This window comes from Kitasatospora sp. NPDC023385 (genome assembly GCF_055664045.1).
The window spans coordinates 20,295-43,375 of the sequence record NZ_JBVOOL010000024.1; the positions used below are offsets into that span (position 1 = coordinate 20,295).

Genomic DNA, 23,081 nt, shown 5'->3' on the forward strand with positions numbered 1-23,081 from the left:
ACAGCGACCGCTGTCCACAAGAGACGCCCTGGGGGATCAAGTGCCGCGACCACTCAAGCCTCTGGACCCCACCCGATCCGCGGCCCACTGGTTCGGCGCGGAACTTCAGTACTGGCGGAAGCTCAGGGGGCTGAGCCAGGACAGGCTCGGGCAGTTGGTCCACCTGAGTGGGGACCTGATCAGCAAGATCGAGCGGGCGGAGCGGCCCTGCAAGCTCCACCACGCCCAGGCGTTAGACGCGGTCTTGGACACCGGCGGAGTGCTCGCGCGAAGCGTCGTGCTGGCCGCGGCTGAATTGGACAACCGCTCAGAGGTAATGGACAAACGGCGCAACGGGGCCGCCAAGCCTCCCCGAAGGGAGGTGCTCGGGGGCACGCTGGAAATGCCACCGCCAGCCCCCGAGTGGAATGAGTCCGACCCCGTGGAACGACGCAACTTCCTTGCCGTGACGAGTGCAGCTCTCGCCGCCGGCCCTCTGGCCCAGCTCCTGACCTCCACCCCAGCCGCCGAGGTACCCGCAGTTGTCCGGCCCGCCGACGTCGAGCAGATCCGCACCGCAGCGACCACACTGCGCAGCTGGGACAACCTCTACGGCGGAGCCGGCGTCGTCCGTGACACGGCGCTCGCCCAACTGCGCTGGGCAGCCGGTCTCCTGAAGAGTCGCTGCCCCGCTCCGTTGCGGGCTGAACTGTTCGGAGCCGTCAGCCGCCTGGCGACCGTGGTCGGCGCCTCGGCCTTCGACGCCTTCGCCCACGAAGACGCCCGCCGGCTCTTCGCCTTCGCCACCTCGTGCGCCGAGGAAGTGGACAACTGGCCGCTACGTGCCATCTCCTACAACCTCCGCTCCCGCCAAGCGATCTGGTGCGGAGATCCCGATGCCGGTCTCACCTTCGCCGAACTCGGCCTGGCCCGCGCCGACCGCCTCTCCCCCGCGGAGCAGTCCATGCTCCACAACGCTCGCGCGCGGGCCCTGGCCAAGATGGGACGAGCCCAGCAGACCCTGGCCGCGATCGGCGCGTCCGACGACTCGTACACCTCGATCACCCCGGCCACCGAGGGGCCGTGGATGGCGTATTACGACGGCGCCCAGCACCACGGCGACACCGGCCACGCCTTGTTCGACCTCGCCCTCGCCGGTCATCCGCCGCAGGAAGCCCTCCGGCGACTCCAGGCAGCGGTCGACGGCCACGGCGACGGATTCGCCAGATCCCGCGCGTTCTCCCGAACCAAGCTCGCCACGCTCCAGATGGCTGCCGGTGACCCTGAGCAGGCGTTGGCCGAGGGCCGGACCGCCCTCGCCGAGGTCAGCGACCTCCGCTCGCTGCGTGCCAACCACGAGCTGGCTGAACTCGGCCGGGTCGCCCATCGCCACCGCAACCTCGGCGACATCCGGGACCTGCGGGAACAGATCGCCGATACGGTGGCAGCGTGAGCAACATCGAGGACTCCCACTCCCTACTGCTCAAGGCGTGCGCGACAGTGGGCCTGTCCGCAGCGGGCGCCGAACCGATCCGGATCGGGGAGAACGCGCTGTGGCGATTGCCGCGGGGGATCGTGGCTCGCATCAGCCGCCCCGGCCAGTCGGCTGCCGCCGGACGCGAACTGGCGGTCGCACGCTGGCTGCGCGACTGCGGGGTTCCTGCAGTTCGCCCACTCGAGCACCTGCGGGAGCCAGTGGATGTCGACAACAACCCCGTGACCTTCTGGCACGAGCTGCCCCAGCACCGCCCAGGAACCGCTGCCGACATCGCGCCGCTCCTGCGGCAGGTCCACAAGCTTTCCGTTCCTGACTTCCCGTTGGGCCAGCTCGACCCGTTCGTTCGGCTGGCCACCAGGATCGACGGGGCCGCCACCCTCGACGACACGCAGCGACAGTGGCTGCGGGACCGCTTGGCAGAGCTCCAAGCAGCGTGGCTGAGCCTCCCGCCCGGCCTGCCTGCGAGCGTCATTCACGGCGATGCATGGGGCGGCAACGTGGCCGTCACACCGACCACCACCTACCTGCTCGACTTCGAACGAACCTCCCTCGGGCCTCCCGAGTGGGACCTCACCGCTACCGCGGTCGGCTACGGCACCTTCGGCACCGTTTCGGACAGCGAGTACACCGCCTTCTGCGAGGCGTACGGCGCCGACGTGATGACCTGGGACGGCTACCCGGTGCTGCGGAGCATCCGCGAGCTCCGGGTCACCTGCTTCGCTCTCCAGCACGCGGCGGCCGATCCGGCTCGACACCAGGCGGAAGCCCACTACCGTCTCTCCTGCCTGCAGGGGCAGAGCGGTCCACGCCCGTGGGGCTGGACAGCTGTCAGCTGAGATGCCGATCAGAGAGACGAGCCCGACCGTGATGACTGCACCCGTGATCCGCAGCGATGTCCCCGGATCCTTCGCTTGGGGTGTCTTCCACGACCGTCACCCCAAGCTCATCCAGCAGGTCCTCGACGCGCTGCCGTACGGACCGGGCGAGCGGGCCGCGGTCGAGGACCTCCTCGCCGAGAGCATCAGCGGTGTGCTGGAATCGCTGAGCATCAGTGCCCACGATCACCAGCAGTGGCTGGAGTGGGGTGAGGGCCTGTTCGGACGGCCGTGGGGCGAGGCACCGTTCCTGTGGGCCGAGAGCTACTTCTATCGCAGGTTGCTCGAAGCCACCGGCTACTTCCGGCCAGGGGCTTGGCAGGGGATCGACCCGTTCGCACCGTTCAAGAACGCCGAACTCGTCGGCCCGGCCGTCGACGCCGAGCTGGCGGCCCTCGGCGACCTGCCCTCGGACTTCACCGACAAGCGAGCTGCCGCGCTTCTCTCCTCGGCGCTCTGGGGCAACCGCGCCGACCTGAGCTTCCAGATCACGGCGGAGGCCGGAGTGTCGATCGCGTCCGACCTGGTGGTCGACGACAGCAAGTCGCTCTGGGCCGAGCTGGAGCGGGCCGAAGGCGGGCGTGTCTGCATCATCGCGGACAACGCCGGTCGGGAGCTCCTGCCGGACCTGGTGCTGGTCGACCACCTCCTGGCCTCCGGCCTGGCGGCGCAGGTCGTCGTGTACGTGAAGCCGCAGCCGTACTACGTGTCGGACGCGTCGATGGCCGATGTCCTCGCCACGGTCGAGCGCCTGCGCACCGCCACCACTGCGGCTGCCGCGACGATCGGCAAGCGGTTGTGGCGAGCGATGAACAGCGGCGCGCTCGTGGTCCGCACCCACCCGTTCTTCTGCGCGCCGCTGCCGTTCCACGACATGCCGGCCGACCTCCGGTCCGAGTTCGCCGCCGCAGCGATGACGATCCTGAAGGGCGACCTCAACTACCGTCGGCTGGTGGGCGATCAGCTGTGGGCGCCCACCACTGCGTTTGCCGAGGTGACCGCCCACTTCCCCTCAGCCGTCACGGCGCTGCGGACGCTGAAGTCGGACGTGATCGTCGGCGTCGGTGCTGCCGTCGTTGCTCAGCTCGACAGCGCCGGGACGCCGTGGCGCACCAACGGCCGCCACGCCGCCATCCAGGTCGACCTCCGCCGGTAGCCGAAGCGCCGCCCGTGTGCCCCGCTGTCCTCGCTCGTCCGGGCATCACGCGACAAGCATCGGAAGTGAACAGTGGCGGGTGCAGCGTGGACCTCAGTCCAGGTTCCAGGTCGTTCCGGCGAGGAGTCCGTCGAAGGCAAGGGCTCTCATAGCGGTATCGAAGTCGTCCCCTTCATGCTCGGGTTCGACGTAGTGCCGGTCGAAGTCTGCCCGGACGAGGTCGGGCTCGCGCCATTCGTGGGCGCAGCGGCAGCGGACGAAGATCTGGTCGCGGACGGTGAGGAGGAGCCAGTCGCGGCGGGCGCCGCAGCCGGTGCAGGTGATGGTGATGCCGCGCGGGTTGAGCTCGGCAGGGTGCGGGACGGCGCGGATGACGGCACGCGCGGGTTCGGGGGCGGGGTTGTAGAAGTCGTGGTCGTAGTCGGTCATGCGGTCCCTTCGGGTCGGCAGCGGGGCAGCAAGGGACCATACGACGTGCGCGGCCGGAATGGATCCCTCCCAGCGAGAAGGACGTCGAATCGACACCGTCACCTTGCTGCAAGGTAGTTGTGGCGTTCCGGCCACGCCGGGTTTCCTCGGGGAATCCCGGCGGTCTGCCTCGGCTGGGTCCTGCTTTCGGCGGCTGACGGGTGGCGTCCGTGCTGGGCGGGATTGGTGGGTGGTGGCTGGTGGACGGGTGCGGGGGCTCCGTTCCCGCCCACCTGGGTTGGTCAGCGCGTCCGGCGCATCTGGTCGGGTGCGACCGGCGTCGGCGGTGTGATGACCGGGGTAGCCGCTGTGCCGGGGGTGCGTGTGGTGGTGCGGGCGCGGGCTGCCCTGGTGCGCAATTCGTCGGGGGTTGCGGCCGGTGTGGGGGTGGGGAGGTTGGCGTCGCGGCGGATGCGCCAGGTGAGGACGGCGGCGGGTGAGTCGGCGGTGGCGAGTTCGCGTCGTCCGGCGGCGTTGGTGAGCAGGGTGGCCTGGTTGTGGCCGGCGGCTTCGGCTTGGGCGAGGGTGGCGGCGAGGGCTGTCCAGTTCTCCTCGGCGAGGAGGCGGGTGGCCTGGTCGGCGGGCAGGGTGCGGCGGATGGCGTCGGCCTGCCGGTCGTGGTCGGGATTGGGGAGGAGTCGGCCTTCGAGGGTGAGGTGGGCGATCGGCTTGGCGGCGTGCCGGGTGTAGGCGGCGCGCAGGTGGTCGGCCGCCGTGCGGGCGGCGTCGGCCTGGTGGCGGTGGCCTTGGGCGGCGTGCCACTTGGCGATCACGATGGCGAGCAGGACGAGGCTGGTCAGGGCCGTGGCGGCGGCCGTGCCGTCCTCGCCCCGGCCGGTGGAGGGCCCGGCGTGGAGGAGTTCGCGGGCGGCGGAGCGCATCGCGCGCAGGTCGGCGCCGGCGGCGCGGGTGTGGGCGGTGCGGGTGTACTCCAGGGCCCGTGCTGCCTGGTGGAGTTCTTTCCTGCTGAGGGTCGGGCTGGTGGCGGCGAGCGTGTCGAGGACTTCGAGGCTGCCCCGGATCACAGCCTCCGCGCGGGCGACGTCCTGGTCGTCGTCGAAGGCCGGGTAGGCGCGTTCGATGGTGGTGCTGGCCCGGTGGCGGCCGTCAGTACCGGGACGCGATCCCCCTCGAACATTGACCCGCTATCCGAATCGCCGCTGGTCAGCACGGCCGGCTGTGCCGTTGCCAAGTCCGAGAAACCCGCTGTGGCCAACCGCTCGAGCACTACGCCCATCGCCCCCACTGTCTCCCCTTCCGGTGCTGTGACGCCTCTCCTGACACATTGCCGCCAGGTCGGCCAGGCCAGTGCGGTCCTGGCATCACACCGCACCGTCCGCGCAGACGATCAGATCATCGAGGAAGTACTCGGCATCCATCCAAGTCCGCCCTCAGACGTGGTATCAGGCCCCGCCGATTCGCTCCCCGTCCAACGTCCCATTGTCGGTCCGCGGCACGTCACTGCCTGGTCACACCGGCGGCTGTCCCGTTCGTCTCGAGAGAAAGGCGGAAAGAGTATGCGCTGTGATGCATGTCACATCCGATCTGCGGTGGGGCTGTCCGACCTGCCGTTTATGATCGCCGATGTGTGGCCCCGTTGGCGTCAGCGTTGGCGTCAAACGGCACGAAAATGCCCCCGAAGCGATCTGCTTCGAGGGCATCGTGCCTGGTCAGGCTATGTGGCCAGGGCCGGGGTCGAACCGGCGACCTTCCGCTTTTCAGGCGGACGCTCGTACCAACTGAGCTACCTGGCCGTACTGCACCGTCTCTGACGAGACGAGCGATCCCGACGGGACTTGAACCCGCGACCTCCACCTTGACAGGGTGGCGAGCTAACCAACTGCTCCACGGGACCTAGGAGTGGCGAACCACCCAGGTCTTGCGCACTGCACTGTACTACGGTACTGCGTGCCCCCAACGGGATTCGAACCCGTGCTACCGCCTTGAAAGGGCGGCGTCCTGGGCCACTAGACGATGAGGGCTTGCGGCCGTCCCGCTGTTTCCAACGTTCGGGGACGTCGAGAAGCATATGGGATGCCGGGCGGATCGCCAAAACGGGTTTCGGCCGGGTGGGGGTGGGGGCTCGGGGGCGGTCAGGACCAGCCCAGCTCGTCCAGCTCGTGGTCGTCGAAACCGAAGTGGTGGGCGACCTCGTGGATCACGGTGGTGCGGACCTCCTCGACCACCTGGTCGCGGGTCTCGCAGTGGCGGAGGGTGGGGCCGCGGTAGACCAGGATGCGGTCGGGCAGGACGCCGGCGTACCACTCGCCGCGTTCGGTGAGCGGGGTGCCCTCGTAGAGGCCGAGGAGTTCCGGGTCGCTCGGGTCGGGTTCGTCCTCGACGAAGATCGCGACGTTGTCCATCATGGCCGCGAGCTGCGGGGGAATCTGGTCGAGCGCGTCGCCGACCACCGTTTCGAACTCTTCCCGGGTCATCTGCACCGGACCATTGTCGGGTCTGGGGTGACGGGGTGCCAGGTGGCGGAGGCCGGTGTTTGATGGGGCTGTGACGACCTCGGAGGGCGCGTTGGACGACGCCGTGGACGGTCCCGCCCCGAGCCGGCCGCCGGTGGTGGCGCCGGCCGTGGCGCGGGTGCGCGACCGCCCGCCGGTGGTGCGCGGGCAGGGGCCGGCGGTGGCGGTGGTCGCGGTCGGCGGGGCGGTCGGGGCGGCGGCCCGGTACGCGGCCGGGCTGGGCTGGGAGACCGGGCCGACCGGCTTCCCGTGGACGACGCTGCTGGTCAACGTGGTCGGCTGCGCGGTGATCGGGGTGTTCCTGGTGGTGATCACCGAGGGGCGCCCGGCCCACCCGCTGCTGCGGCCGTTCTTCGGCACCGGCGTGCTGGGCGGGTTCACCACGTTCTCGACGTACGCGGTGGACGTCCGGCGGCTGCTGGAGGCGGGCCGGCTGGGGCCCGGGCTGGCGTACCTGGGGGTGACGCTGCTGGGCGCGCTGGGCGCGGTGTGGCTGGCGGCCGGGCTGACCCGCCGTCTGGTCCACCGGGCGGCCCGCCGGGGCGCCCCGGAGGCCGGCGCCCCGGAGGCCGGGCCTTCGGCGGGCGGGGGCGCGCGGTGAGCCGGCTGGGCGGTCCCGCGCTGCGGCTGACGGTGCTGGTCGGGGAGAGCGACCGGTGGCACCACCGCCCGCTGTACAGCGAGATCGTGCACCGGGCGCGGGCGGCCGGGCTGGCCGGGGCGAGCGTGTTCCGGGGGATCGAGGGGTTCGGGGCGTCGTCGCTGGTGCACACGACGCGGCTGCTGTCGCTGAGCGAGGACCTGCCGGTGGCGGTGGTGATCGTGGACGGGGAGGAGCGGGTGCGGGCCTTCCTGCCGCAGCTGGACGGGCTGGTGGCGGAGGGGCTGGTGCTGCTGGACCGCTGCGAGGTCGTGACCTACGCGGGGCGCGGCCCGGCGGACGGCCCGGGCGACGGCCCGCAGCAGGCGGACACGGGGGAGGCCGGCCAGGGGGAGACCGGTCGGGGAGGGGCGGCGGAGTGAACTGGCTGCTGGTGGTGGCGGGTGCGGCGGTCGGCGCCCCGCTGCGGTACCTGACGGACCGGGCGGTGCAGTCCCGGCACGATTCGGTGTTCCCGTGGGGGACGTTCACGGTGAACGTGGCCGGCTGTCTGGTCCTCGGGCTGGTGACCGGGGCGGTGGCGGCGGGCGCGGCGTCCTCCCAGCTCCAACTCCTGCTGGGCACAGGCTTGTGCGGGGCACTGACGACGTACTCGACCTTCTCGTACGAGACGCTGCGGCTCACCGAGACCGGCGCCGGGAGGTACGCGCTGGCCAACGTGGCCGGCAGCGTCGTGGCGGGGCTGGCCGCGGTGTACGCGGGGGCGGAGCTGGCCTCGGCGTTCTGGGGCTGAGACGGGGCTGAGGCGGGGCTGAGGCGCCGGAGAACTGCCGTGCCACCCGTGTCCCGCCGGGCCGGGCGCGCGTTGGGCACCGAAAGCGGCCGCGCGCTGGGCGGCCCGGGTGGGGCGGTAGAGAGGGACCTCGGTGGCTTCGGTGCGGGCGGTTCGGGCGGTACGAGCGGTTCGGGCAGTGCGGGCAGTGCGGGCGGTGCGGGTGCCGGACGCGGCGGTCCTGCGGTCGCGCGCGGTGCGGGCGGCGGTGCTGACGATGGCCGGACTGGGGCTGACCGGCTGCATGTCGGTCGGTCCGGCGGCGGAGGAGAAGCACGGCGGGGTGGTGCCCGTCGGGCACGCCGGTCCGGCGGGCAGGCCGGGGGCGCCGGCCGGCCCCTCGGCCTCGCCGGGGGCCGGGCACCCGGGCGGCGCGTCTGGGCACCCGGAGCGGCCGGGCGGCTCGCCGGCCGAGAACGTGCCGGGCGGGGCCGCGGCCGTCGCGCCGGGCGAGGCGGTGCCCGGCGCGAGCGGCGCGGTGGCCGGCGTGCTGCCGGGCCCGGGGGCGCCCGAAGGCGCAGCGGGCGGCGGCGGTTCGGCGGGCGGAGTGAGCGCCAGCCCCGCGCCGCATCCGGGCGGCGGGGCGTCGTCCGGCTCCGGCGGTGCGACGGGCGGCGGCGGTACCGGCGGGGCGGGCGGCACCGGCGAGGGCCGGTCGGGCGGCTCGGCGGGCACCCCGTCGGCCACCCCGAGCGGCCGACCGTCGAGCACCCCGGAGCCCGAGCACAGCTCGCCGCCCGCGACCGTCCCGCCGGGCCCGGAGCCGTCGTCCGGCAGCTCCGGCTCCCCGGCCCCGAGCCCGCGCCCCGGCGGGCACTGACCGGCGGGCACTGACCGGCGGGCACCAGACAGGGGGCTGCAGCGGTTTCGCCAGGGCATTTGCCTCTGGTCCCAAGTGTCCTCTATGGTGGTAGATCGTTCGTTTGATTCATTTGACTGGCGCCCTAATCCCATCTGGCGCCCTTGGCGCGTTCCGGCGATCCGTGGCTGACCGCATAGAGGCGGTTGTGAAACAGAACCCCGGACTTTGGCGCGTGCCACTTCCGGAAGGTTTTGCATGTCTCTCGTTGACGACGCCCGCTTCGCCATGCCCGCGAACGAGGCCGCCGCCGATGTCACCGACACCATCGACACCATCGACACCGCCGCGGACGAGGTGATCGCCGAGGCCGTGGAGGCTACCGAGGAGGCGGCCGCCGAGCCGACCCTCACCTTCGGCGACCTGGGCCTGCCGGACGACATCGTCCGTGCCCTCGCCAAGCGCGGCGTCACCACCCCGTTCCCGATCCAGGCCGCGACCATCCCGGACGCGCTGGCCGGCAAGGACGTGCTCGGCCGTGGCCGCACCGGCTCCGGCAAGACCCTCAGCTTCGGCCTGCCGCTGCTGACCCGCCTCGCCGCCGGCGAGCGCACCCGCGCCAAGCAGCCGCGCGGTCTGATCATGGTCCCGACCCGCGAGCTGGCGATGCAGGTCGCCGACGCCCTGGAGCCCTTCGGCTCGGTGCTCGGCCTGCGCCTCAAGGTGGTCTGCGGCGGCACCTCGATGTCGAACCAGATCTACGCGCTGGAGCGCGGCGTCGACGTCCTGGTCGCCACCCCCGGCCGCCTGCGCGACCTGCTCAACCGGGGCTCGGCCAAGCTCGACGACGTCCAGGTCGCCGTGCTCGACGAGGCCGACCAGATGGCCGACATGGGCTTCCTGCCCGAGGTCACCGAGATCCTCGACCAGGTGCCGGCCGGCGGCCAGCGCCTGCTGTTCTCCGCCACCCTGGAGAACGAGATCGACACCCTGGTGAAGCGGTACCTGAGCAACCCGGTCACCCACGAGGTCGACCCGTCGGCCGGCGCCGTCACCACCATGACCCACCACATCCTCGTGGTGAAGCCCAAGGACAAGGCGCCGATCACCAACGCGATCGCCGCCCGCAAGGGCCGCACGATCATCTTCGTCCGCACCCAGATGGGCGCCGACCGCGTCGCCGAGCAGCTGATCGAGTCCGGTGTGAAGGCCGACGCGCTGCACGGCGGCATGACGCAGGGCGCCCGTACCCGCGTCCTCGGCGACTTCAAGGACGGCTACACCAACGTCGTCGTCGCCACCGACGTCGCCGCCCGTGGCATCCACGTCGACGGCATCGACCTGGTCCTGAACGTGGACCCGGCCGGCGACCACAAGGACTACCTGCACCGCTCCGGCCGCACCGCGCGGGCCGGCCGCTCCGGCACCGTCGTCACCCTGGTGCTGCCGCACCAGCGCCGCGGCGTCTTCCGCCTGATGGAGGACGCGGGCGTCGAGGCCGGCCGCCACATCCTGGACCACGCCTTCGACCCGGAGGTCGCCCGGATCACCGGCGCCCGCTCGCTCACCGAGGTGCAGGCGGAGAGTGCCGCCAACATCGCCGGTGCCGCCGAGCGCGAGATCGCCGACATGACCCGCCAGCTGGAGCGCGCGCAGCGCCGCGCCACCGAGCTGCGCGAGGAGGCCGACCGTCTGGCCGCCCGTGCGGCGCGCGAGCGGGCCGAGCTGGGCATCGAGGACGAGGAGCCGGCTGCCGCCGAGGAGACCGGCGAGTCGGTCGCCGCGGAGGCCGCACCGGCCGCCGCCGAGGCCCCCGCCGCCGCGCCGCAGAGCGAGGACCGCCCGTCGTACCGCGAGGCGCGCAGCGAGCGTCCGGCGTACGGCCGGGACCGTGACCGTGACGACCGCGGTGGTGCCCGCTCCGGCGGCTTCAACCGTGACCGTGACGACCGTGGCGGCCGCTCCTTCGGTGACCGTGACAACCGCGGTGGTGGCTCCGGTGGCTTCAACCGGGACCGTGACGACCGTGGCGCCCGCTCCTTCGGTGACCGCGACAACCGCGGTGGCGGCTTCAACCGTGACCGTGACGACCGCGGTGCCCGCTCCGGCGGCTTCAACCGTGACGACCGTGGCGGCCGCTCCTTCGGCGACCGCGACAACCGCGGTGGCGGCTTCAACCGTGACAACCGCGGTGGTGGCTCCGGTGGCTTCAACCGGGACCGTGACGACCGTGGAGCCCGCTCCTTCGGTGACCGCGACAACCGCGGCGGCGGCTTCAACCGTGACCGCGACGACCGCGGCGGCCGCTCCTTCGGAGACCGTCCGGCCCGTTCCTTCGGTGACCGCCCCGCCTTCGGCCGGGACCGCGACGAGCGCGGCGGCAGCAACAACCGTCCGTTCGCGCGCCGCGACGACCACCGCACCGGTGGCCGTCCGCAGTCCGACCGCCCCGCCTTCAACCGGGACCGTGACGACCGTGGCGCCCGTTCCTTCGGCGACCGCGACAACCGCGGTGGCGGCTTCAACCGCGACGACCGCAAGCCGCGCTGGAAGAACTGACCCGGTCCGGCCGGTGATCGACCGCCGGCCGAACTGAACGCGTGAAGGGCCCGCTCCGTCCCACGGAGCGGGCCCTTCACGTTCCCCCGATACCCCCCGGTATCACCGGTACCGCTGATATCCCCCGATATCCCCTGCCCCCGGTACCGCCAACGCCTCGCCAGGTCCCCCCGAGGCGTTGTTCTGGAAGTGAGAATAACCTGTGGCGCCCCAGCGCGGTAGTCCCGTAGCGTCCGGGACATGAGCAGCAGACTGCATGACGTGGCAAGGGTGAACGAGGAGATCGCCGAGCGGGGGAGCTACCGGACGGCCGGGGGCGGACTCGTGCAGGTGGGGGAGCAGTTGGCGGCGGCGCGGGCCGGCACGGTGTCCTACGCGCCCCGGGCGCTGGACGCGCTGGTGGCGGCGGACGGGCCGGGGGCGGGGCCGCGCGGGAGCGTCGAGGTGACGGCCGAGGGGAGCATCGAAGCCGCCCGGCGGCTGGTCGAGGCCGGAGCCGGCCCGGTCGGGGTGCTGAACTTCGCCTCCGCCCGCAACCCCGGCGGCGGCTACCTGCGCGGCGCCCGCGCCCAGGAGGAGGACCTGTGCCGCAGCGCGCTGCTGTACAGCTGCCTGCTGGCGGCGCCGGACTACTACGAGGCGCACCGGGCCTCCACCGACCTCCGGTACAGCCACCGGGTGATCGTCTCGCCCGACGTGCCGGTGATCCGGGGCGGGCGCGGCGACCTGCTGGCGCAGCCGTACGCCGTCACCTTCCTGACCTCGCCGGCGCCCAACGCCGGTCAGCTGGAACGGCGTTCGGCCGCCGCCGACGTCCGCGGCGTGCTCGCCGAGCGGGCCGAACGGGTGCTCGCGGCGGCCGCCCGGCACGAGGTGCGCACGCTGGTGCTCGGCGCCTGGGGCTGCGGGGTGTTCCGCAACGACCCGGCGCAGGTCGCCGAGGCCTTCGACGGCGCGCTGGCGCGCCAGGGGGCGGCCTTCGAACGGGTGGTGTTCGCGGTCTGGGACCGTTCGCCGGTCTCGGTGAACCGGGCCGCCTTCGAGGCCCGGTTCGGTGCGGCCGCCCGGTAGCCGGCCACCTCCCGCGGCGCCTGTCGCGGTAGCTGTCGCGGTACCTGTCGCGGTACCTGTCGCGGGCGGGTAGGCGCGGTGGCTGTGCGAGGCGAGCGGCGATCCCTAGTGGAAGGCCTGCTCGACGGAGAGCCCCGGGACGGTGCGGGCGAGTCGCTCCGCCGCCTCCGCCGGGTCGAGCACCCGCTCCAGCCGCAGGTCGCCCGGGACCTCCTGGACGAACCGTCCGGCCGCCCAACTGCGCCCGTACGGCAGCGGCTCCAGGACCAGGGTGCGCACGCCGTCCAGCACCGGGACGTCGCTCGGGGTGCCCTCGTTCCAGAGCCAGGAGCCGTCCGGCGCGACCAGGTTGAAGGCGCCGGTCGCGGTCACCCGTCGGCCGTCCAGGAAGGCCGTCCGGGCCAGCGCCACCACCTCCGGGTCCTGCGGGACGCCGGGCAGGTGGCCGCCGCCGATCAGCACGTCGGCGAGCAGGGTGTGCAGTTGGAAGGTGTCGCTCAGGCCGCTCATCCGCAGCAGGTAGCCGGTGCCGGTGGGGCGGTCGAGCACCAGCAGCGGCTCGTCGTCCAGCACCAGCGCCAGGTGGGCGAGGCCCTTCAGGTCGTGCTGCCCGCCCGCGTACCGGCCGAACAACTCCACCAGCACCTCGGTGACGCCCGAGGCGCGGGCCTCCGCCCGGACCGGTGCGTGCGCGTACACCGCCCAGGAGGCCTGCTGCCACAGGTGCAGCGTCCACCAGCCGACCACGGCCAGGTGCGCGTGCCACTCGTCGAGGTGCGCCGGGTCGGCGATCCGTTCGTGCGCCTCGGCCGGATCGTCCTCCTCCCGGTCGGGCAGCGGGCCGCCGCCGGTCTCGGCCCAGCGCCGCAGCAGCAGTTCCACCCCCGTCAGCGCTCCGCGCAGACCGGCCAGCACCGGGCCCGCGCAGGCGACCGGGTCGGCGCCGTGTTCCACGCAGGCGCCCACCAGCATGGCCAGGTGCGAACGGGGGAACGGCGGGGCGTCCGGCAGCAGCGCGGCCAGCCGGGGGCCGGCCGCCACCCGCTCGACCGGGGCGGCCGCGCCGAACAGCCCGCCGACCGTGCCGAGGACGGGGCCGAAGCGCTCGTCGTCCCCGGCGGCGACCACCGCCTCCAGTTCGGCCACGGCGTAGAGGAAGCCGGGCTGCTGACGGGGCGACGGGATCTGCTCGGTGGACATTCGCGGCAGCATAGGCGGGCGAGCCGGTCCGGTCGAAACGGCCTCGGCCAGGAGGCCTGTCGGTGCTCGGTGGCAGACTCCGACCGTGACTGACAGCGGCAGCGGCGGAATCAGTGGCAGCACGATCGGCAGCGGCACCGGGAGCGCCGGTGACCCGGCGGTCACCGACGGCAGCTACCTCGTCCGCAACGTGGGCAGCGGCCTGCTGCTCCAGGTCGCCGGCGCGTCCCGGCGCAGCGGCGCCCGGATCGTGCTGGGCGCGGACGACGGCACCGACAACCAGCTCTGGCACCTCACGGCCGTCCACCCCGGCGGCGCGCTCTTCCACGTCGAGAACGCCGCCAGCGGCAAGCGCCTCGACGTCACCGGCGCGTCCCCGGACGACGGCGTCCCCATCCAGCAGTGGGGCGCCAACGCGTTCGGCGCCCAGGAGTGGCTGCTGGAGGCCCACGTCGACGCCCCGGGGACGTACACCGTCACCAGCTTCATCAGCGGCAAGCCGCTGACGGCACCGGAGCCGCCCGAGGAGGGCGTCCGGCAGTGGGAGGACACCGACTCCCCGACCCAGTGGTGGCGCTTCGAGCGGCGGGCGTAGCGGCTCCCGCCCGGGTCGTCGGGCTCGCGCCTTTCTCGGCAGCCCGCAGCCCGCAGCCCGCAGCCCTCAGCCCTCAGCCCTCAGCCCTCAACTCTCAGGCCGAGAGGTTGGCGCGGACGGCGTCGAGTTCGGCGTCGGTGGCGCCGTGGTGGCGGAGGTAGGCGTGGATCGTGCCGTGGCGGGTGTGGATCCAGGCGAGGGAGGAGGCGAGGAGTTCGGCGCTGATCGGGCGGGAGACGCGCTCGGTGCCGGTCTCGTCGAGGTACGGGGTGGGGCCCCGGTCCAGGCCGAGGCCGAGGTTGGAGCGCAGGAAGTCGGCGGTGATGTCGGCCTCGGAGGCGCCCAGCAGGGACTGCAGGACGGCGATGGTGAGGCCGGTCCGGTCCTTGCCGACGGCGCAGTGGACGACGACGGCGAGAGACTCCGGTGCGGCGAGGCGGCGGATGACGGCGGCGAGCGAGGAGCCGGCCGTCTCGGCCATGAAGGGGTAGAGGGCGGCCTGGTCCTCCGGCCAGGGCCGGTCGGAGTCCCCGCGGTCGGCGGGCAGGGTCGGCACGTGGAGGGTCTCGTGGTCGAGGTCGTGCCGCTGGTCGGGCCAGACCTCCAGCTCGAACGGGCTGCGCAGGTCGATCACCGTTCGCAGGCCGAGGGCCTTGAGCCGCCGGGCGCCCTCCTCGGTGAGCGTGTGGAAGGACCCGGAGCGGTACAGCACACCCCTGCGGAGGGCGCCGATCCCGCCCGCGTCGCGGAAGTTGCGCACACCGGGGATGTCGATGAAGGCGTCGGTCATGGCCCCACCGTACGGGCGGGGGCGGGCGCGCGGAAGGAAACCGGAGGGGGCCGTTCGGTGCTGGGCCGACGCTGTCCGAAACCGGCCCCCGGGCTGCCGCACGGCTCGCTGCACGGGCTGTCGCACGGGCGGGCGGCGGGCCGTCAGCGCCCGCCGGAGACCTCCAGGAACGCCCCCGTGGTGTACGAGGCGGCCGGGGAGAGCAGGAAGAGGATCGCCTCGGCGACCTCCGCCGGCTGGCCGCCGCGCCGCATCGGCAGGTTGGGGGCGACCCGGTCGACCCGCCCGGGCTCGCCGCCGAGCGCGTGGATGTCGGTGTGGATCAGGCCCGGCCGCACCGCGTTGACCCGGATGCCCTCGGCCGCGACCTCCAGGGCGAGCCCCCGGGTCATCGAGTCCACCGCGCCCTTGGCGGCCGCGTAGTCGACGTACTCGTTCGGCGAGCCGATCCGGGAGGCGGCCGAGGAGACGTTGACGATGGCGCCGCCGCGCCCGCCGTACCGGGTGGACATCCGGCGGACGGCCTGCGCCGCGCACAGGAACGGGCCGGTGATGTTGGCGGACCAGATCCGGTTCAGCCGGTCCTCGTCGATCTCCTCCAGCCGGCACTGCTTCTCCAGCGTGCCGGCGTTGTTCACCAGGCCGGTGAGCAGGCCGAGTTCGGCGTCCACGGTGGCGAACAGCCGCTCCACGCCGGCCGTCCGGCTGACGTCGGCGCGCACGGCGAGGGCGGTGCCGCCCTCGGCCCGGATGGCGTCCACGACGGAGGCCGCGGAGGCGTCGTCCGTCCGGTAGTTGACGCAGACCCGGTAGCCGCGGCGGGCCGCCAGCAGGGCGGTGGCGGCGCCGATGCCGCGGCCGGCGCCGGTGACGACCAGGACCCCGTCGGGGGTGCCGGTCGAGTCGGGGGTGCGGGCAGAGCCGGGGGTGTGGGCGGCGCCGGGTGCGCCGGTCGGGTCTGGTGCGTCGGCAGGGTCGGGTGTGGTGGTCGCCATGGGCCGTACGCTACCCGGCCGTTCGGCCGATCCCCCGCCCTCCGGCCGCCCGCAGCGCCGCGATCCTCGGTGCGCGGCCGCGCGGGGAGTCGAGGCTGAAGCCGCGGGCGTCGCCGAGGTCGTCGCGGACGAAGTCCTCGGTGCGGGCCACCGCCTCCCGCAGGGCGTCGTCGAGGGGGACGAAGGGCAGCAGGACGATTTCCGCCCGTTCGGTGTCGTACTCCCAGAGGCCGACGATCCGGCCGCGGTCGAGCACGACGTGGGTCTGCGGGTCGGCCTGACCGCCGAAGGTGCGACCGGTCCGGTCGGCGGGCAGCGGGCGGGCGGCGTCGGCCGGGTCGAGCAGCCGGGGCAGGTCGCGGTGCAGCAGGTGGATGCCGTCGATGCCGGCCAGCAGCCGCGGCTGCGGCTCCCGCGGAGGCGTGAACTCGGCGAACTCGTCGACGAGTTCGGGCGGCAGCAGCAGTTCGGAGCCGGGCCCGAGCGGGACCGGGCCCGCCTCGGCGACGGCCCGGCGGGCGGTGGCGGCCGTGAAGCCGGAGAACCAGCGGAAGTGCCGGAGGGTGGCCGGGCCCGCCCAGGAGAAGTACCGGCGGGCGAGGTCGACGGCGTCCCCCGCGACCGGCTGGTCCCAGCCGACGTAGCCGTAACGCTGCTGGTCCAGGCGGCCGTTGACGGGCACCCGGCGGATCCGGCCGCGCGACTGCAGCAGACCGAGGGCGAGCGGCAGGGTGGTGGCCACACCGCGCCTCTTCCCGGCCGCGCCGAGCGACCGGACGGCGTCGCCGACGGCCTCCCGGATCGTCGTCGGATCCAGCGGCTCGTCCTCCGACAGCACGCGCTCGACGGCCAGGCAGAGCTTCTCCACCTCGTCCCGGCCGACGCCCAGGTGCTTCTCCGCCGAGGCCAGTTCACCCGCCGGGGCGGCCGCACCGGCGGCCAGGCCCAGCGCGAAGTCGGCGGCCGGCAGCACGTACGTGCACCCCCGCGCGGACGGCAGCTCGTGCACCTCCAGCCGGGCCACCGCCGCGTCGAGCGCCGCCCGCCCGAGCCCGGCCCGGGCGAACAGGCCCAGGTACGGTGCCGCGCCGCCCACCGAGCGGGCCCAGCCGGTGGCGGCCAGCACCTCCGCGGCGGACGCGCCGGTGCGCGGACGGTCCAGCCACTGCCGGTGCGACCACCAGGCCCGCAGCTTCTCGACGCCGACGGGTGCCACCGCTTCCCCCTGGGGATCGTGCTCCATGGGGCCCAGTATCGGCGGCCGGGCGGGCCCCGGAGCGGAATTCGCTCGCCCGGCGCGGCCCGTTCCGGAGAGGATGCCAGAACCCGTTCCGCAGCCCGTCCGCACGCCTCCCGGGAGGAGACCGCCCGTGCCCGCCACCGCCCTCCTGCCCTCCGGCACCGCCCTGCCCTCCGGCACCGTCCTCCTCGCGGGCGTCGTCGGCTCCACCGCGTACGGCTTCGCCCACGCCGGCTCCGACGTCGACCGGCTGGGCCTGTTCGCCACCCCCACCGAGGAGTTGCACGGCCTGCACCGCCCCGCCGAGTCGCACGTCACCACCGGGCCCGACCTCACCCTGCACGAGGCCGCCAAGTGGTGCCGGCTGGCGCTGAGCTGCAACCCGACCGCCTCCGAACTGGTCTGGCTGCCCGACGACCTGTACGAGACCCGCACCCCGCTCGGCGACGAACTCATCGCCCTCCGGACGGCCTTCCTCAGCGCGCCCGCCGTGCGCAAGGCCTACCTCGGCTACGCCGACCAGCAGTTCCGCAAGTTGCTGACCCGCGACACCGCCGAGCCGGCCGCCCGCCGCCGGGCCGCCAAGCACGCCCGGCACCTGGTCCGGCTGGTCGAACAGGCCGTCCGGCTGCACGAGACGGGCCGCAACCTGATCCGCCTGCCCGACCCCGAACGCGTCCGCGACCTGGGCGAACGCATCGCCGACCGTCCCGCCGTCGCCGAGTCCCTGCTCGCCGACGCCGCCGACCGCCTCGACCGCCCCGGCGTCCTCCCCGCCGCCCCCGACCCCCGCCCCGTCGAGGCCTGGCTCCGCCGCGTCCGCGCCGCCCACTACACCCCGCCTCAAGGACCGCTCCACGCGCCCGGCGCGCCCGCGCAATCCACTGGCGAAGCCCCGGGCCCCACCGGGTAGGATCGCCGTGGCCCTCCCCGCCAGGCACCACCGGGATCAAGGGCCGCGGGGCACTAGCTCAATTGGCAGAGCTGCGGACTTTTAATCCGTAGGTTCAGGGTTCGAGCCCCTGGTGCCCCACCTCGAAAGACCAGATCAGATGGCCTCTGACCTGGTCTTTTGTCGTTTCTGGGGATCATTTTCATTTAGTGTCGACGATTTCTGAATGTCATTTTGTCCGGATTTTGGCCGGCGGGTCCGTGGCGGTGCCGGCAACGGGGTGACTGAGCTTCAGGAGTGTGTCGTGCATTCCTGCAGGCGGGAGGTGACGGGCCTGTCCTTCGAGTGTCCAGGGCGGAGTGGGCCATGGCATTTTTGGTGTCCAAGGTTGTCCAGGCTGGTGCTGTGGTCTCACGTCAGGCGACCTCTTGCCGGGGAGCGCCAAGCCTCAAGATCCACGCGAGCGTCTGGATCGGCTCGTCGGCCTGCTCGATCGGGATGCCGTGGGCTTCGGCGAACTCGAGAGGGCGGAGCCGGCCCGACCTTCCGCGCGAGCCCGTCCGGTAGTGAGGGGTGCCACGGTGCGTGCAGTCAGTCTCCGGCGGCCGCGTCGGGAAGTGCCCGGTGAGCTGGCACTCGCATAGGAAGCGTCGGCCCTTCAGGCTTTGATCACCGTCGCCAGGTTGCCGCAGAGCGCCGTGATGTCCTCGGGGTCGGAGGTGAGGATCGTGATGGGGCCTGGTGCGGCGAGGGCGGTGGCGGCGAGCATCGCGTCGATCGCGTACTTGTGGCCGTGCAGTCCGGAGGCGGTGAGCAGGTCGGCCGCGTGACGGGCGATGGTTTCGGTGATCGGCTCGACGACGAGGCGGGAGAGAGTCCATTCGAAGGCCGGCCGGTTGATGCGCGGGTGGATGACCTCGACGAGGGTGGCGGCGCTGGTGATTACTCGGAGATCGTCCGCCCGGGCGAGCGCGAGCCAGGACGTCACCTCCCGGTCCCGTAGGACGGCCTTGGCGAGCCCCTCGCTGTCCAGCACGAGGGTGCCTCCCGGCGCGGCGGCGTCCCCGCTCATGCGGCGCTCGCGTTCGAGGCGTGCTGCTCGTCGCGGGTGCGGCGCAGCAGGTCGCGGCGCTGCTGGATCTCCTGGTCGGTGATCGGACCGTGTTCGGCCTCCGCGACGGCGATGATCTCGTTGAGGTTGTCCCGTTCGATCTGGCGGGCGACCGCGGCGGCGACATAGGCGGACAGTCCGGACGGGCCGCTGCGGGCCCGGGCCGCCTCGGCAATGTCGCGTGGCATCGTGATCGAGTACTTCTGGGTAGGCTCGCTCATGCTCCTTATGCTACCGCCGATGCTCCGCATGCTCGGGACAGTACAACAGCCGATCGATGGGGCGAAGCGGCGGACGAACGAACCCGGGGCGAACGGGGCCCGGCAGCTCCGGGGGCCGCTCCCGACGGGTCTGCGGCCTGCCACATTCGGCCTGCGCCCGCGACGCCGACCGCGTGGAGCGCGGCGTAACTGCAACCGGACCGTGGCCGAGCACTTCCTTTCCGCCCACCTCGCCTGAGAGCCGTACGCCGGGCGGCCCGCTCTCCGGGTTCGGGGAGCGGGCCGCTTCGGCTTCTGGGCCGCTTGGGTTTCTGGGCGGTTACTGGTGCAGGAACGTTTCGGTGAAGCTGGTGCCGCTGGAGCCGAGCCCGCTGGTGCGGGCCTCGTACGTGCCGTTCGCGCTGGGGTCGAGGGCGACCGGGCCGGAGGACCCGAGGGACGTGCCGTTGACGGTGGCCGAAGTGAAGCTCAGCGTGCCGAAGTTGGGGTAGGAGCCCGTCGGCGACTCGATGATGACTTCGGCGCTGGTCCGCTGTGCGGAGAGCGACTTGGTCGTGGTGTAGGTCCAGCCGCGCGAGGAGTCCGTCAGCTTGAGGGTGTACCTGCTGCTCCCGGCGTAGGTCACCGAGGCCGTGATGACGTCGCCGGCGGACACCGGGTACGAGCTGAGGCTCAGGTAGACCGGGTTCGCCGGGTACATCTCGTACCAGGCCTGGTTCACCGGGCTGCCGCTGGAGCAGTCCGTCGCCACCCCGGTCTGCTCCACGGTGGAGGAGCCGTACCCGTCGATGCCGACCCAGGGGGCGTAGAGGTCATTGGTGGAGTTGCAGGTCGCACGCGGCTCGGTCCAGGTCGCCGACACCGAGGAGAACCCACTGCCCGTGGCGGCGTAGCCACCCCAGTTGTAGCCGTTGGTGTTGTACTGCAGGGGCCGGAACGCCAGCCCCTGTACGGCAGTTGCGGAGGCCGGCGCGGCGGGGACCGCCAGGGTGGTGGCTGCTGCCGCCAGGGTGACGAGGCGTATCAGGAAGTTGCGCATGCTTGCTCCTTCGTGGGGGACGGGCAGGCGACTCACACGCCGGTTCGAGCCGTGGGGGTGGCCGCGGTGGCGCGGCAGCCAGGATGGCCGACTGTCATGAGCCGGGCAAGGGGTGCGGGGGCAAGGTTGATCGAGGGATTGCCCTACCGGGTAAAGGACTTGACGTTCGATCCGGCCCGGTCCCCACGCCCGCGGCGCCCTCCGCTCAGGGGCACGGCGGTCCCGTCGAGCGCGCAGACGTAAGTGGCGCGCGCGGTTCGGGGTGATCGGAGGCGGGCGGCGCAGCTGCGTTGCGGCCCGCCGTAGGGGATGGCCACCCGGCGTGGCCGAATTTCGCGTGGTCGAATCTCGCGTGGGTGGCGTCGAGGGGGCCTCCTCCGCCTCGGTCGGCCCGCTCGGACCCGCTCGTCGGCGTGAATGAGCAGGGTGTGTTCCGTGAGCTTCAGTTCTCCGTTCCCGCCGGCCGGTCGGTCTGCGGGGGCCCGGCGCAGTGGCGGGCTTCCACCCGGCCCGATTCGCTGAGCGGGAGTTTCGCGGCCGGCTTCGTCGCCGCCCCGGCGCGGCTCGGCGGCGCTGGGGGAGCGGATCGCAGTGGCATGGGTCACGTCGGAATCGGGGGGTTTCGGGTGTTCTGCCTGGTGGTGGCCCGACTGTCGGTCGGGTTGCCCACGAACCGGGGGTCCGTGATCGCGTCGGGCCTAAATATGATCGGAAGCCACGATCGTCGGTTGATGCTGACGGTCGTATGTGCAACCTGGGAACGGTTCGGGCCGTCTCTCTGTGTGCGGTGCGCCAGATCGTCCGGGGCGTCGCTTCCGTCGGTGAAAGGTACGCGCATGTCAGGTCAGTGGGGCGAGGGCCCGGCTCGGGGCGAGGACGCGCCCGGCGCGCTGACGGCCGAGGGCACGGAGAGCGGCGGCGCCGTGCCGTCGCCGCGCTCCGGTGGCCGGGCGGAGGCCCGTCGTGCTGCCCAGGGCAAGGGCGGCCGAGGCGGTGGCGGCGCCGGCGGGGCGGAGTCCGGCGGCGGTGGTGGCCGGGCGGCGGCGCGCAAGAGCGCCAAGCCGAAGAAGAACGTCAAGAAGATCGTCGCCTGGTCGGCGGCCGGCGTGCTGGTGCTGATCGCCGGCGCGGGCGGCGCGATCTACTTCAAGCTGAACGGCAACATCAAGTCCTTCGACGGCGACGCGATAGCCACCGACCGCCCGCCCGAGGCGAAGGCCGACGCGGACGGCAACAAGCCGGTCAACATCCTGCTGATCGGCTCGGACAGCCGCGGCAAGAACAACGCCGACCTCGGCGGCGGCGAGGACGGCGGCGCCCGCTCGGACACCACGATCCTGCTGCACGTCTACGCCGACCACAAGCACGCCGTGGGCATCTCGATCCCGCGCAACGCGATGGTCCAGCTGCCGTCCTGCAAGCTGCCCAACGGGAAGTGGACCAAGGGCGGCAACTCCGACCTGTTCAACGCGGCCTTCGCGACCGGCGGCAGTGACGACGGCAACCCGGCCTGCACCCAGAACACCGTGGAGAAGATGACCGGCATCCGGGTCGACCACACCATGGTGGTCGACTTCAACGGTTTCGCCGCGATGACCAAGGCCGTCAACGGCGTGGACATCTGCCTCCCGCAGGCGATCTACGAGGGGGACATCAACCCCAAGCTGAAGAAGAAGGGCGCGCTCGTCCTCCCGCAGGGCAAGCAGACCGTGGACGGCCAGAAGGCGCTCGACTACGTGCGCCTGCGCCACGGCATCGGCGACGGCTCCGACATCGGCCGGATGAAGCGCCAGCAGGCCTTCATGGGCTCCCTCATCAGCAAGATCAAGAAGGACGGGCTGAGCCCCACCAACCTGCTGCCGCTGGCCGACGCCGCCACCAAGTCGCTGACCGTCGACCCGGGCCTGGACTCGGCGGACAAGCTGCTCTCCTTCGGGTTGTCGATGAAGAACATCGACATGCACGACCTCAAGTTCGTGACGGTGCCCTGGCGTTTCCGCACCGAGGACCAGAACATCGACCTCATCCCGTCGGACGCCAACAAGCTCTGGGAGACCCTCAAGGCCGACCAGACCATCGACGGCCAGAACGCCACCGGCCAGCAGCCGGACGCACCCGCCGGCGGCACGAGTGCGGCCCCGCAGCCGCCCGCGCCCACCACCCCGGCCGCGGACGCGTCCAACGCCGCGATCAAGGTGGCGGTCTACAACGGGACGACCGCCAACGGCCTGGCCGGCAAGGGCACCGAGCAGTTGAAGGCCGCCAAGTTCAGCGCAACCCTGGCGGGCCAGGCGGCGAGCACCAGGTACAAGACCACCACGATCGAGTACGGCACCGGGCAGAAGGCCAACGCCGACAAGGTCGCCGCGCTGTTCCCGGGCGCCGACGTCTCGCCCGGCAGCGGGCGGGGCATCTCGGTGATCGTCGGCCAGGACTTCGCGGCCGCCGTCGGCCTCGGCACCGGCACTGGCGCGCCCGCCGCCACCCCGGGGGTGCAGGCGCCCCCGCAGCCGCTGCCCACCACCGTCACCAACGACGCCCGCTCGGCGGACGACGACATCTGCGCCAACACCACGTACGGCAGCGGCGGCTGACCGTACCCACCGGACTCCAGGGCGCCCGCCCCGGCCAGGGCGGGCACCCTGGACGCTGCTGCCCGACTCGCCGCAGCCGCGGGATCGGCGGC

Annotated in this window: 22 protein-coding genes, 4 tRNA genes and 1 pseudogene; 14 read left to right on the forward strand and 13 right to left on the reverse strand. The window is 72.8% G+C overall.

The genetic code is table 11. The features are described from left to right. Window positions 1-40: 40 nt before the first annotated feature. The 4 genes and pseudogenes from AC0B61_RS29100 to AC0B61_RS29115 all read left to right on the forward strand — a co-directional run. Window positions 41-256 (forward strand): annotated as a pseudogene (locus AC0B61_RS29100) (helix-turn-helix domain-containing protein); the annotation flags it as partial. Window positions 257-445: 189 nt separating this feature from the next. Continuing rightward, on the forward strand, window positions 446-1,432 hold the full coding sequence (locus tag AC0B61_RS29105; RefSeq protein ID WP_471744299.1) for a hypothetical protein: 987 nt from the start codon (window positions 446-448) through the stop codon (window positions 1,430-1,432). After that, complete coding sequence (locus tag AC0B61_RS29110) at window positions 1,429-2,313, forward strand: phosphotransferase family protein (protein WP_471744198.1); 885 nt, start codon at window positions 1,429-1,431, stop codon at window positions 2,311-2,313. The genes AC0B61_RS29105 and AC0B61_RS29110 overlap by 4 nt, the downstream gene beginning before the upstream one ends. Before the next feature lie 31 nt (window positions 2,314-2,344). Continuing rightward, window positions 2,345-3,508 carry a damage-control phosphatase ARMT1 family protein gene (locus AC0B61_RS29115; RefSeq protein WP_471744199.1) on the forward strand — a complete coding sequence of 388 codons (1,164 nt, stop codon included), beginning with the start codon at window positions 2,345-2,347 and terminating at the stop codon, window positions 3,506-3,508. Between the two features lie 93 nt (window positions 3,509-3,601). Here AC0B61_RS29115 and AC0B61_RS29120 read toward each other — a convergent pair whose 3' ends face one another. The 6 genes from AC0B61_RS29120 to AC0B61_RS29145 all read right to left on the reverse strand — a co-directional run bounded on the left by AC0B61_RS29120 (window position 3,602) and on the right by AC0B61_RS29145 (window position 6,411). After that, on the reverse strand, window positions 3,602-3,937 hold the full coding sequence (locus tag AC0B61_RS29120; protein WP_471744201.1) for a hypothetical protein: 336 nt from the start codon (window positions 3,935-3,937) through the stop codon (window positions 3,602-3,604). Between the two features lie 281 nt (window positions 3,938-4,218). Continuing rightward, window positions 4,219-5,001: a hypothetical protein gene (locus AC0B61_RS29125; protein ID WP_471744203.1), complete on the reverse strand. Its 783-nt coding sequence runs from the start codon at window positions 4,999-5,001 to the stop codon at window positions 4,219-4,221. Window positions 5,002-5,656: 655 nt separating this feature from the next. Next, window positions 5,657-5,730, reverse strand: a tRNA-Phe gene (locus AC0B61_RS29130). Between the two features lie 27 nt (window positions 5,731-5,757). Next, window positions 5,758-5,831, reverse strand: a tRNA-Asp gene (locus AC0B61_RS29135). Between the two features lie 54 nt (window positions 5,832-5,885). Further along, window positions 5,886-5,958, reverse strand: a tRNA-Glu gene (locus tag AC0B61_RS29140). Between the two features lie 111 nt (window positions 5,959-6,069). Beyond that, complete coding sequence (locus AC0B61_RS29145) at window positions 6,070-6,411, reverse strand: metallopeptidase family protein (protein ID WP_471744301.1); 342 nt, start codon at window positions 6,409-6,411, stop codon at window positions 6,070-6,072. Between the two features lie 133 nt (window positions 6,412-6,544). Between AC0B61_RS29145 and crcB (AC0B61_RS29150) the strand changes: the two genes are divergently transcribed. From crcB (AC0B61_RS29150) to AC0B61_RS29175, 6 genes are all read left to right on the forward strand, one after another. Beyond that, a complete protein-coding gene (crcB, locus tag AC0B61_RS29150) occupies window positions 6,545-7,051 on the forward strand; it encodes a fluoride efflux transporter CrcB (RefSeq protein WP_471744303.1) in 507 nt (168 codons plus the stop codon). Continuing rightward, on the forward strand, window positions 7,048-7,473 hold the full coding sequence (locus AC0B61_RS29155) for a DUF190 domain-containing protein (RefSeq protein WP_471744205.1): 426 nt from the start codon (window positions 7,048-7,050) through the stop codon (window positions 7,471-7,473). The genes crcB (AC0B61_RS29150) and AC0B61_RS29155 overlap by 4 nt, the downstream gene beginning before the upstream one ends. Next, complete coding sequence (gene crcB / locus AC0B61_RS29160; RefSeq protein WP_471744207.1) at window positions 7,470-7,844, forward strand: fluoride efflux transporter CrcB; 375 nt, start codon at window positions 7,470-7,472, stop codon at window positions 7,842-7,844. Before AC0B61_RS29155 ends, crcB (AC0B61_RS29160) begins: the two co-directional genes overlap by 4 nt. Window positions 7,845-8,022: 178 nt before the next feature. Next, complete coding sequence (locus tag AC0B61_RS29165) at window positions 8,023-8,703, forward strand: hypothetical protein (RefSeq protein WP_471744209.1); 681 nt, start codon at window positions 8,023-8,025, stop codon at window positions 8,701-8,703. Window positions 8,704-8,940: 237 nt separating this feature from the next. Continuing rightward, window positions 8,941-11,241, forward strand: coding sequence for a DEAD/DEAH box helicase (locus AC0B61_RS29170; RefSeq protein ID WP_471744211.1), 2,301 nt, complete (start codon window positions 8,941-8,943; stop codon window positions 11,239-11,241). 240 nt (window positions 11,242-11,481) lie between these two features. Further along, window positions 11,482-12,312 (forward strand): TIGR02452 family protein, encoded by an 831-nt coding sequence (locus tag AC0B61_RS29175; protein WP_471744212.1) that lies wholly within the window; start codon window positions 11,482-11,484, stop codon window positions 12,310-12,312. Between the two features lie 105 nt (window positions 12,313-12,417). On the opposite strand, the gene AC0B61_RS29180 is transcribed toward AC0B61_RS29175, so the two are convergent. Next, a complete protein-coding gene (locus tag AC0B61_RS29180) occupies window positions 12,418-13,512 on the reverse strand; it encodes a hypothetical protein (RefSeq protein WP_471744214.1) in 1,095 nt (364 codons plus the stop codon). A gap of 85 nt (window positions 13,513-13,597) precedes the next feature. Between AC0B61_RS29180 and AC0B61_RS29185 the strand changes: the two genes are divergently transcribed. Then, complete coding sequence (locus AC0B61_RS29185) at window positions 13,598-14,107, forward strand: RICIN domain-containing protein (protein WP_471744216.1); 510 nt, start codon at window positions 13,598-13,600, stop codon at window positions 14,105-14,107. Window positions 14,108-14,201: 94 nt separating this feature from the next. Here AC0B61_RS29185 and AC0B61_RS29190 read toward each other — a convergent pair whose 3' ends face one another. From AC0B61_RS29190 to AC0B61_RS29200, 3 genes are all read right to left on the reverse strand, one after another. Beyond that, on the reverse strand, window positions 14,202-14,897 hold the full coding sequence (locus AC0B61_RS29190) for a tyrosine-protein phosphatase (protein WP_471744218.1): 696 nt from the start codon (window positions 14,895-14,897) through the stop codon (window positions 14,202-14,204). Between the two features lie 143 nt (window positions 14,898-15,040). Further along, a complete protein-coding gene (locus tag AC0B61_RS29195) occupies window positions 15,041-15,892 on the reverse strand; it encodes an SDR family oxidoreductase (RefSeq protein ID WP_471744220.1) in 852 nt (283 codons plus the stop codon). Between the two features lie 10 nt (window positions 15,893-15,902). Further along, window positions 15,903-17,135 carry a DNA glycosylase AlkZ-like family protein gene (locus tag AC0B61_RS29200; RefSeq protein WP_471744222.1) on the reverse strand — a complete coding sequence of 411 codons (1,233 nt, stop codon included), beginning with the start codon at window positions 17,133-17,135 and terminating at the stop codon, window positions 15,903-15,905. A gap of 127 nt (window positions 17,136-17,262) precedes the next feature. Between AC0B61_RS29200 and AC0B61_RS29205 the strand changes: the two genes are divergently transcribed. Beyond that, window positions 17,263-18,045, forward strand: coding sequence for a nucleotidyltransferase domain-containing protein (locus AC0B61_RS29205; protein ID WP_471744223.1), 783 nt, complete (start codon window positions 17,263-17,265; stop codon window positions 18,043-18,045). 47 nt (window positions 18,046-18,092) lie between these two features. After that, a tRNA-Lys gene (locus AC0B61_RS29210) sits at window positions 18,093-18,165 on the forward strand. Between the two features lie 517 nt (window positions 18,166-18,682). On the opposite strand, the gene AC0B61_RS29215 is transcribed toward AC0B61_RS29210, so the two are convergent. From AC0B61_RS29215 to AC0B61_RS29225, 3 genes are all read right to left on the reverse strand, one after another. Beyond that, entirely contained in the window at window positions 18,683-19,096 is a 414-nt protein-coding gene (locus AC0B61_RS29215) for a PIN domain-containing protein (protein ID WP_471744225.1), read from the reverse strand. After that, entirely contained in the window at window positions 19,093-19,356 is a 264-nt protein-coding gene (locus AC0B61_RS29220) for a CopG family transcriptional regulator (RefSeq protein ID WP_471744227.1), read from the reverse strand. Before AC0B61_RS29220 ends, AC0B61_RS29215 begins: the two co-directional genes overlap by 4 nt. Before the next feature lie 319 nt (window positions 19,357-19,675). Continuing rightward, complete coding sequence (locus AC0B61_RS29225) at window positions 19,676-20,395, reverse strand: G1 family glutamic endopeptidase (RefSeq protein ID WP_471744229.1); 720 nt, start codon at window positions 20,393-20,395, stop codon at window positions 19,676-19,678. 836 nt (window positions 20,396-21,231) lie between these two features. Between AC0B61_RS29225 and AC0B61_RS29230 the strand changes: the two genes are divergently transcribed. Next, window positions 21,232-22,989 carry an LCP family protein gene (locus AC0B61_RS29230; RefSeq protein ID WP_471744230.1) on the forward strand — a complete coding sequence of 586 codons (1,758 nt, stop codon included), beginning with the start codon at window positions 21,232-21,234 and terminating at the stop codon, window positions 22,987-22,989. The last annotated feature ends 92 nt before the right edge of the window (window positions 22,990-23,081 follow it).

Bases quoted from the DNA above. Each gene is read 5' to 3' on its own strand.
- AC0B61_RS29115 (WP_471744199.1), top strand. From the start codon at position 2,345: ATGACTGCACCCGTGATCCGCAGCGATGTCCCCGGATCCTTCGCTTGG.
- AC0B61_RS29120 (WP_471744201.1), bottom strand. From the start codon at position 3,937: ATGACCGACTACGACCACGACTTCTACAACCCCGCCCCCGAACCCGCG.
- AC0B61_RS29145 (WP_471744301.1), bottom strand. From the start codon at position 6,411: ATGACCCGGGAAGAGTTCGAAACGGTGGTCGGCGACGCGCTCGACCAG.
- AC0B61_RS29170 (WP_471744211.1), top strand. From the start codon at position 8,941: ATGTCTCTCGTTGACGACGCCCGCTTCGCCATGCCCGCGAACGAGGCC.
- AC0B61_RS29175 (WP_471744212.1), top strand. From the start codon at position 11,482: ATGAGCAGCAGACTGCATGACGTGGCAAGGGTGAACGAGGAGATCGCC.
- AC0B61_RS29180 (WP_471744214.1), bottom strand. From the start codon at position 13,512: ATGTCCACCGAGCAGATCCCGTCGCCCCGTCAGCAGCCCGGCTTCCTC.
- AC0B61_RS29190 (WP_471744218.1), bottom strand. From the start codon at position 14,897: ATGACCGACGCCTTCATCGACATCCCCGGTGTGCGCAACTTCCGCGAC.
- AC0B61_RS29195 (WP_471744220.1), bottom strand. From the start codon at position 15,892: ATGGCGACCACCACACCCGACCCTGCCGACGCACCAGACCCGACCGGC.
- AC0B61_RS29200 (WP_471744222.1), bottom strand. From the start codon at position 17,135: ATGGAGCACGATCCCCAGGGGGAAGCGGTGGCACCCGTCGGCGTCGAG.
- AC0B61_RS29215 (WP_471744225.1), bottom strand. From the start codon at position 19,096: ATGAGCGGGGACGCCGCCGCGCCGGGAGGCACCCTCGTGCTGGACAGC.
- AC0B61_RS29220 (WP_471744227.1), bottom strand. From the start codon at position 19,356: ATGAGCGAGCCTACCCAGAAGTACTCGATCACGATGCCACGCGACATT.
- AC0B61_RS29225 (WP_471744229.1), bottom strand. From the start codon at position 20,395: ATGCGCAACTTCCTGATACGCCTCGTCACCCTGGCGGCAGCAGCCACC.
- AC0B61_RS29230 (WP_471744230.1), top strand. From the start codon at position 21,232: ATGTCAGGTCAGTGGGGCGAGGGCCCGGCTCGGGGCGAGGACGCGCCC.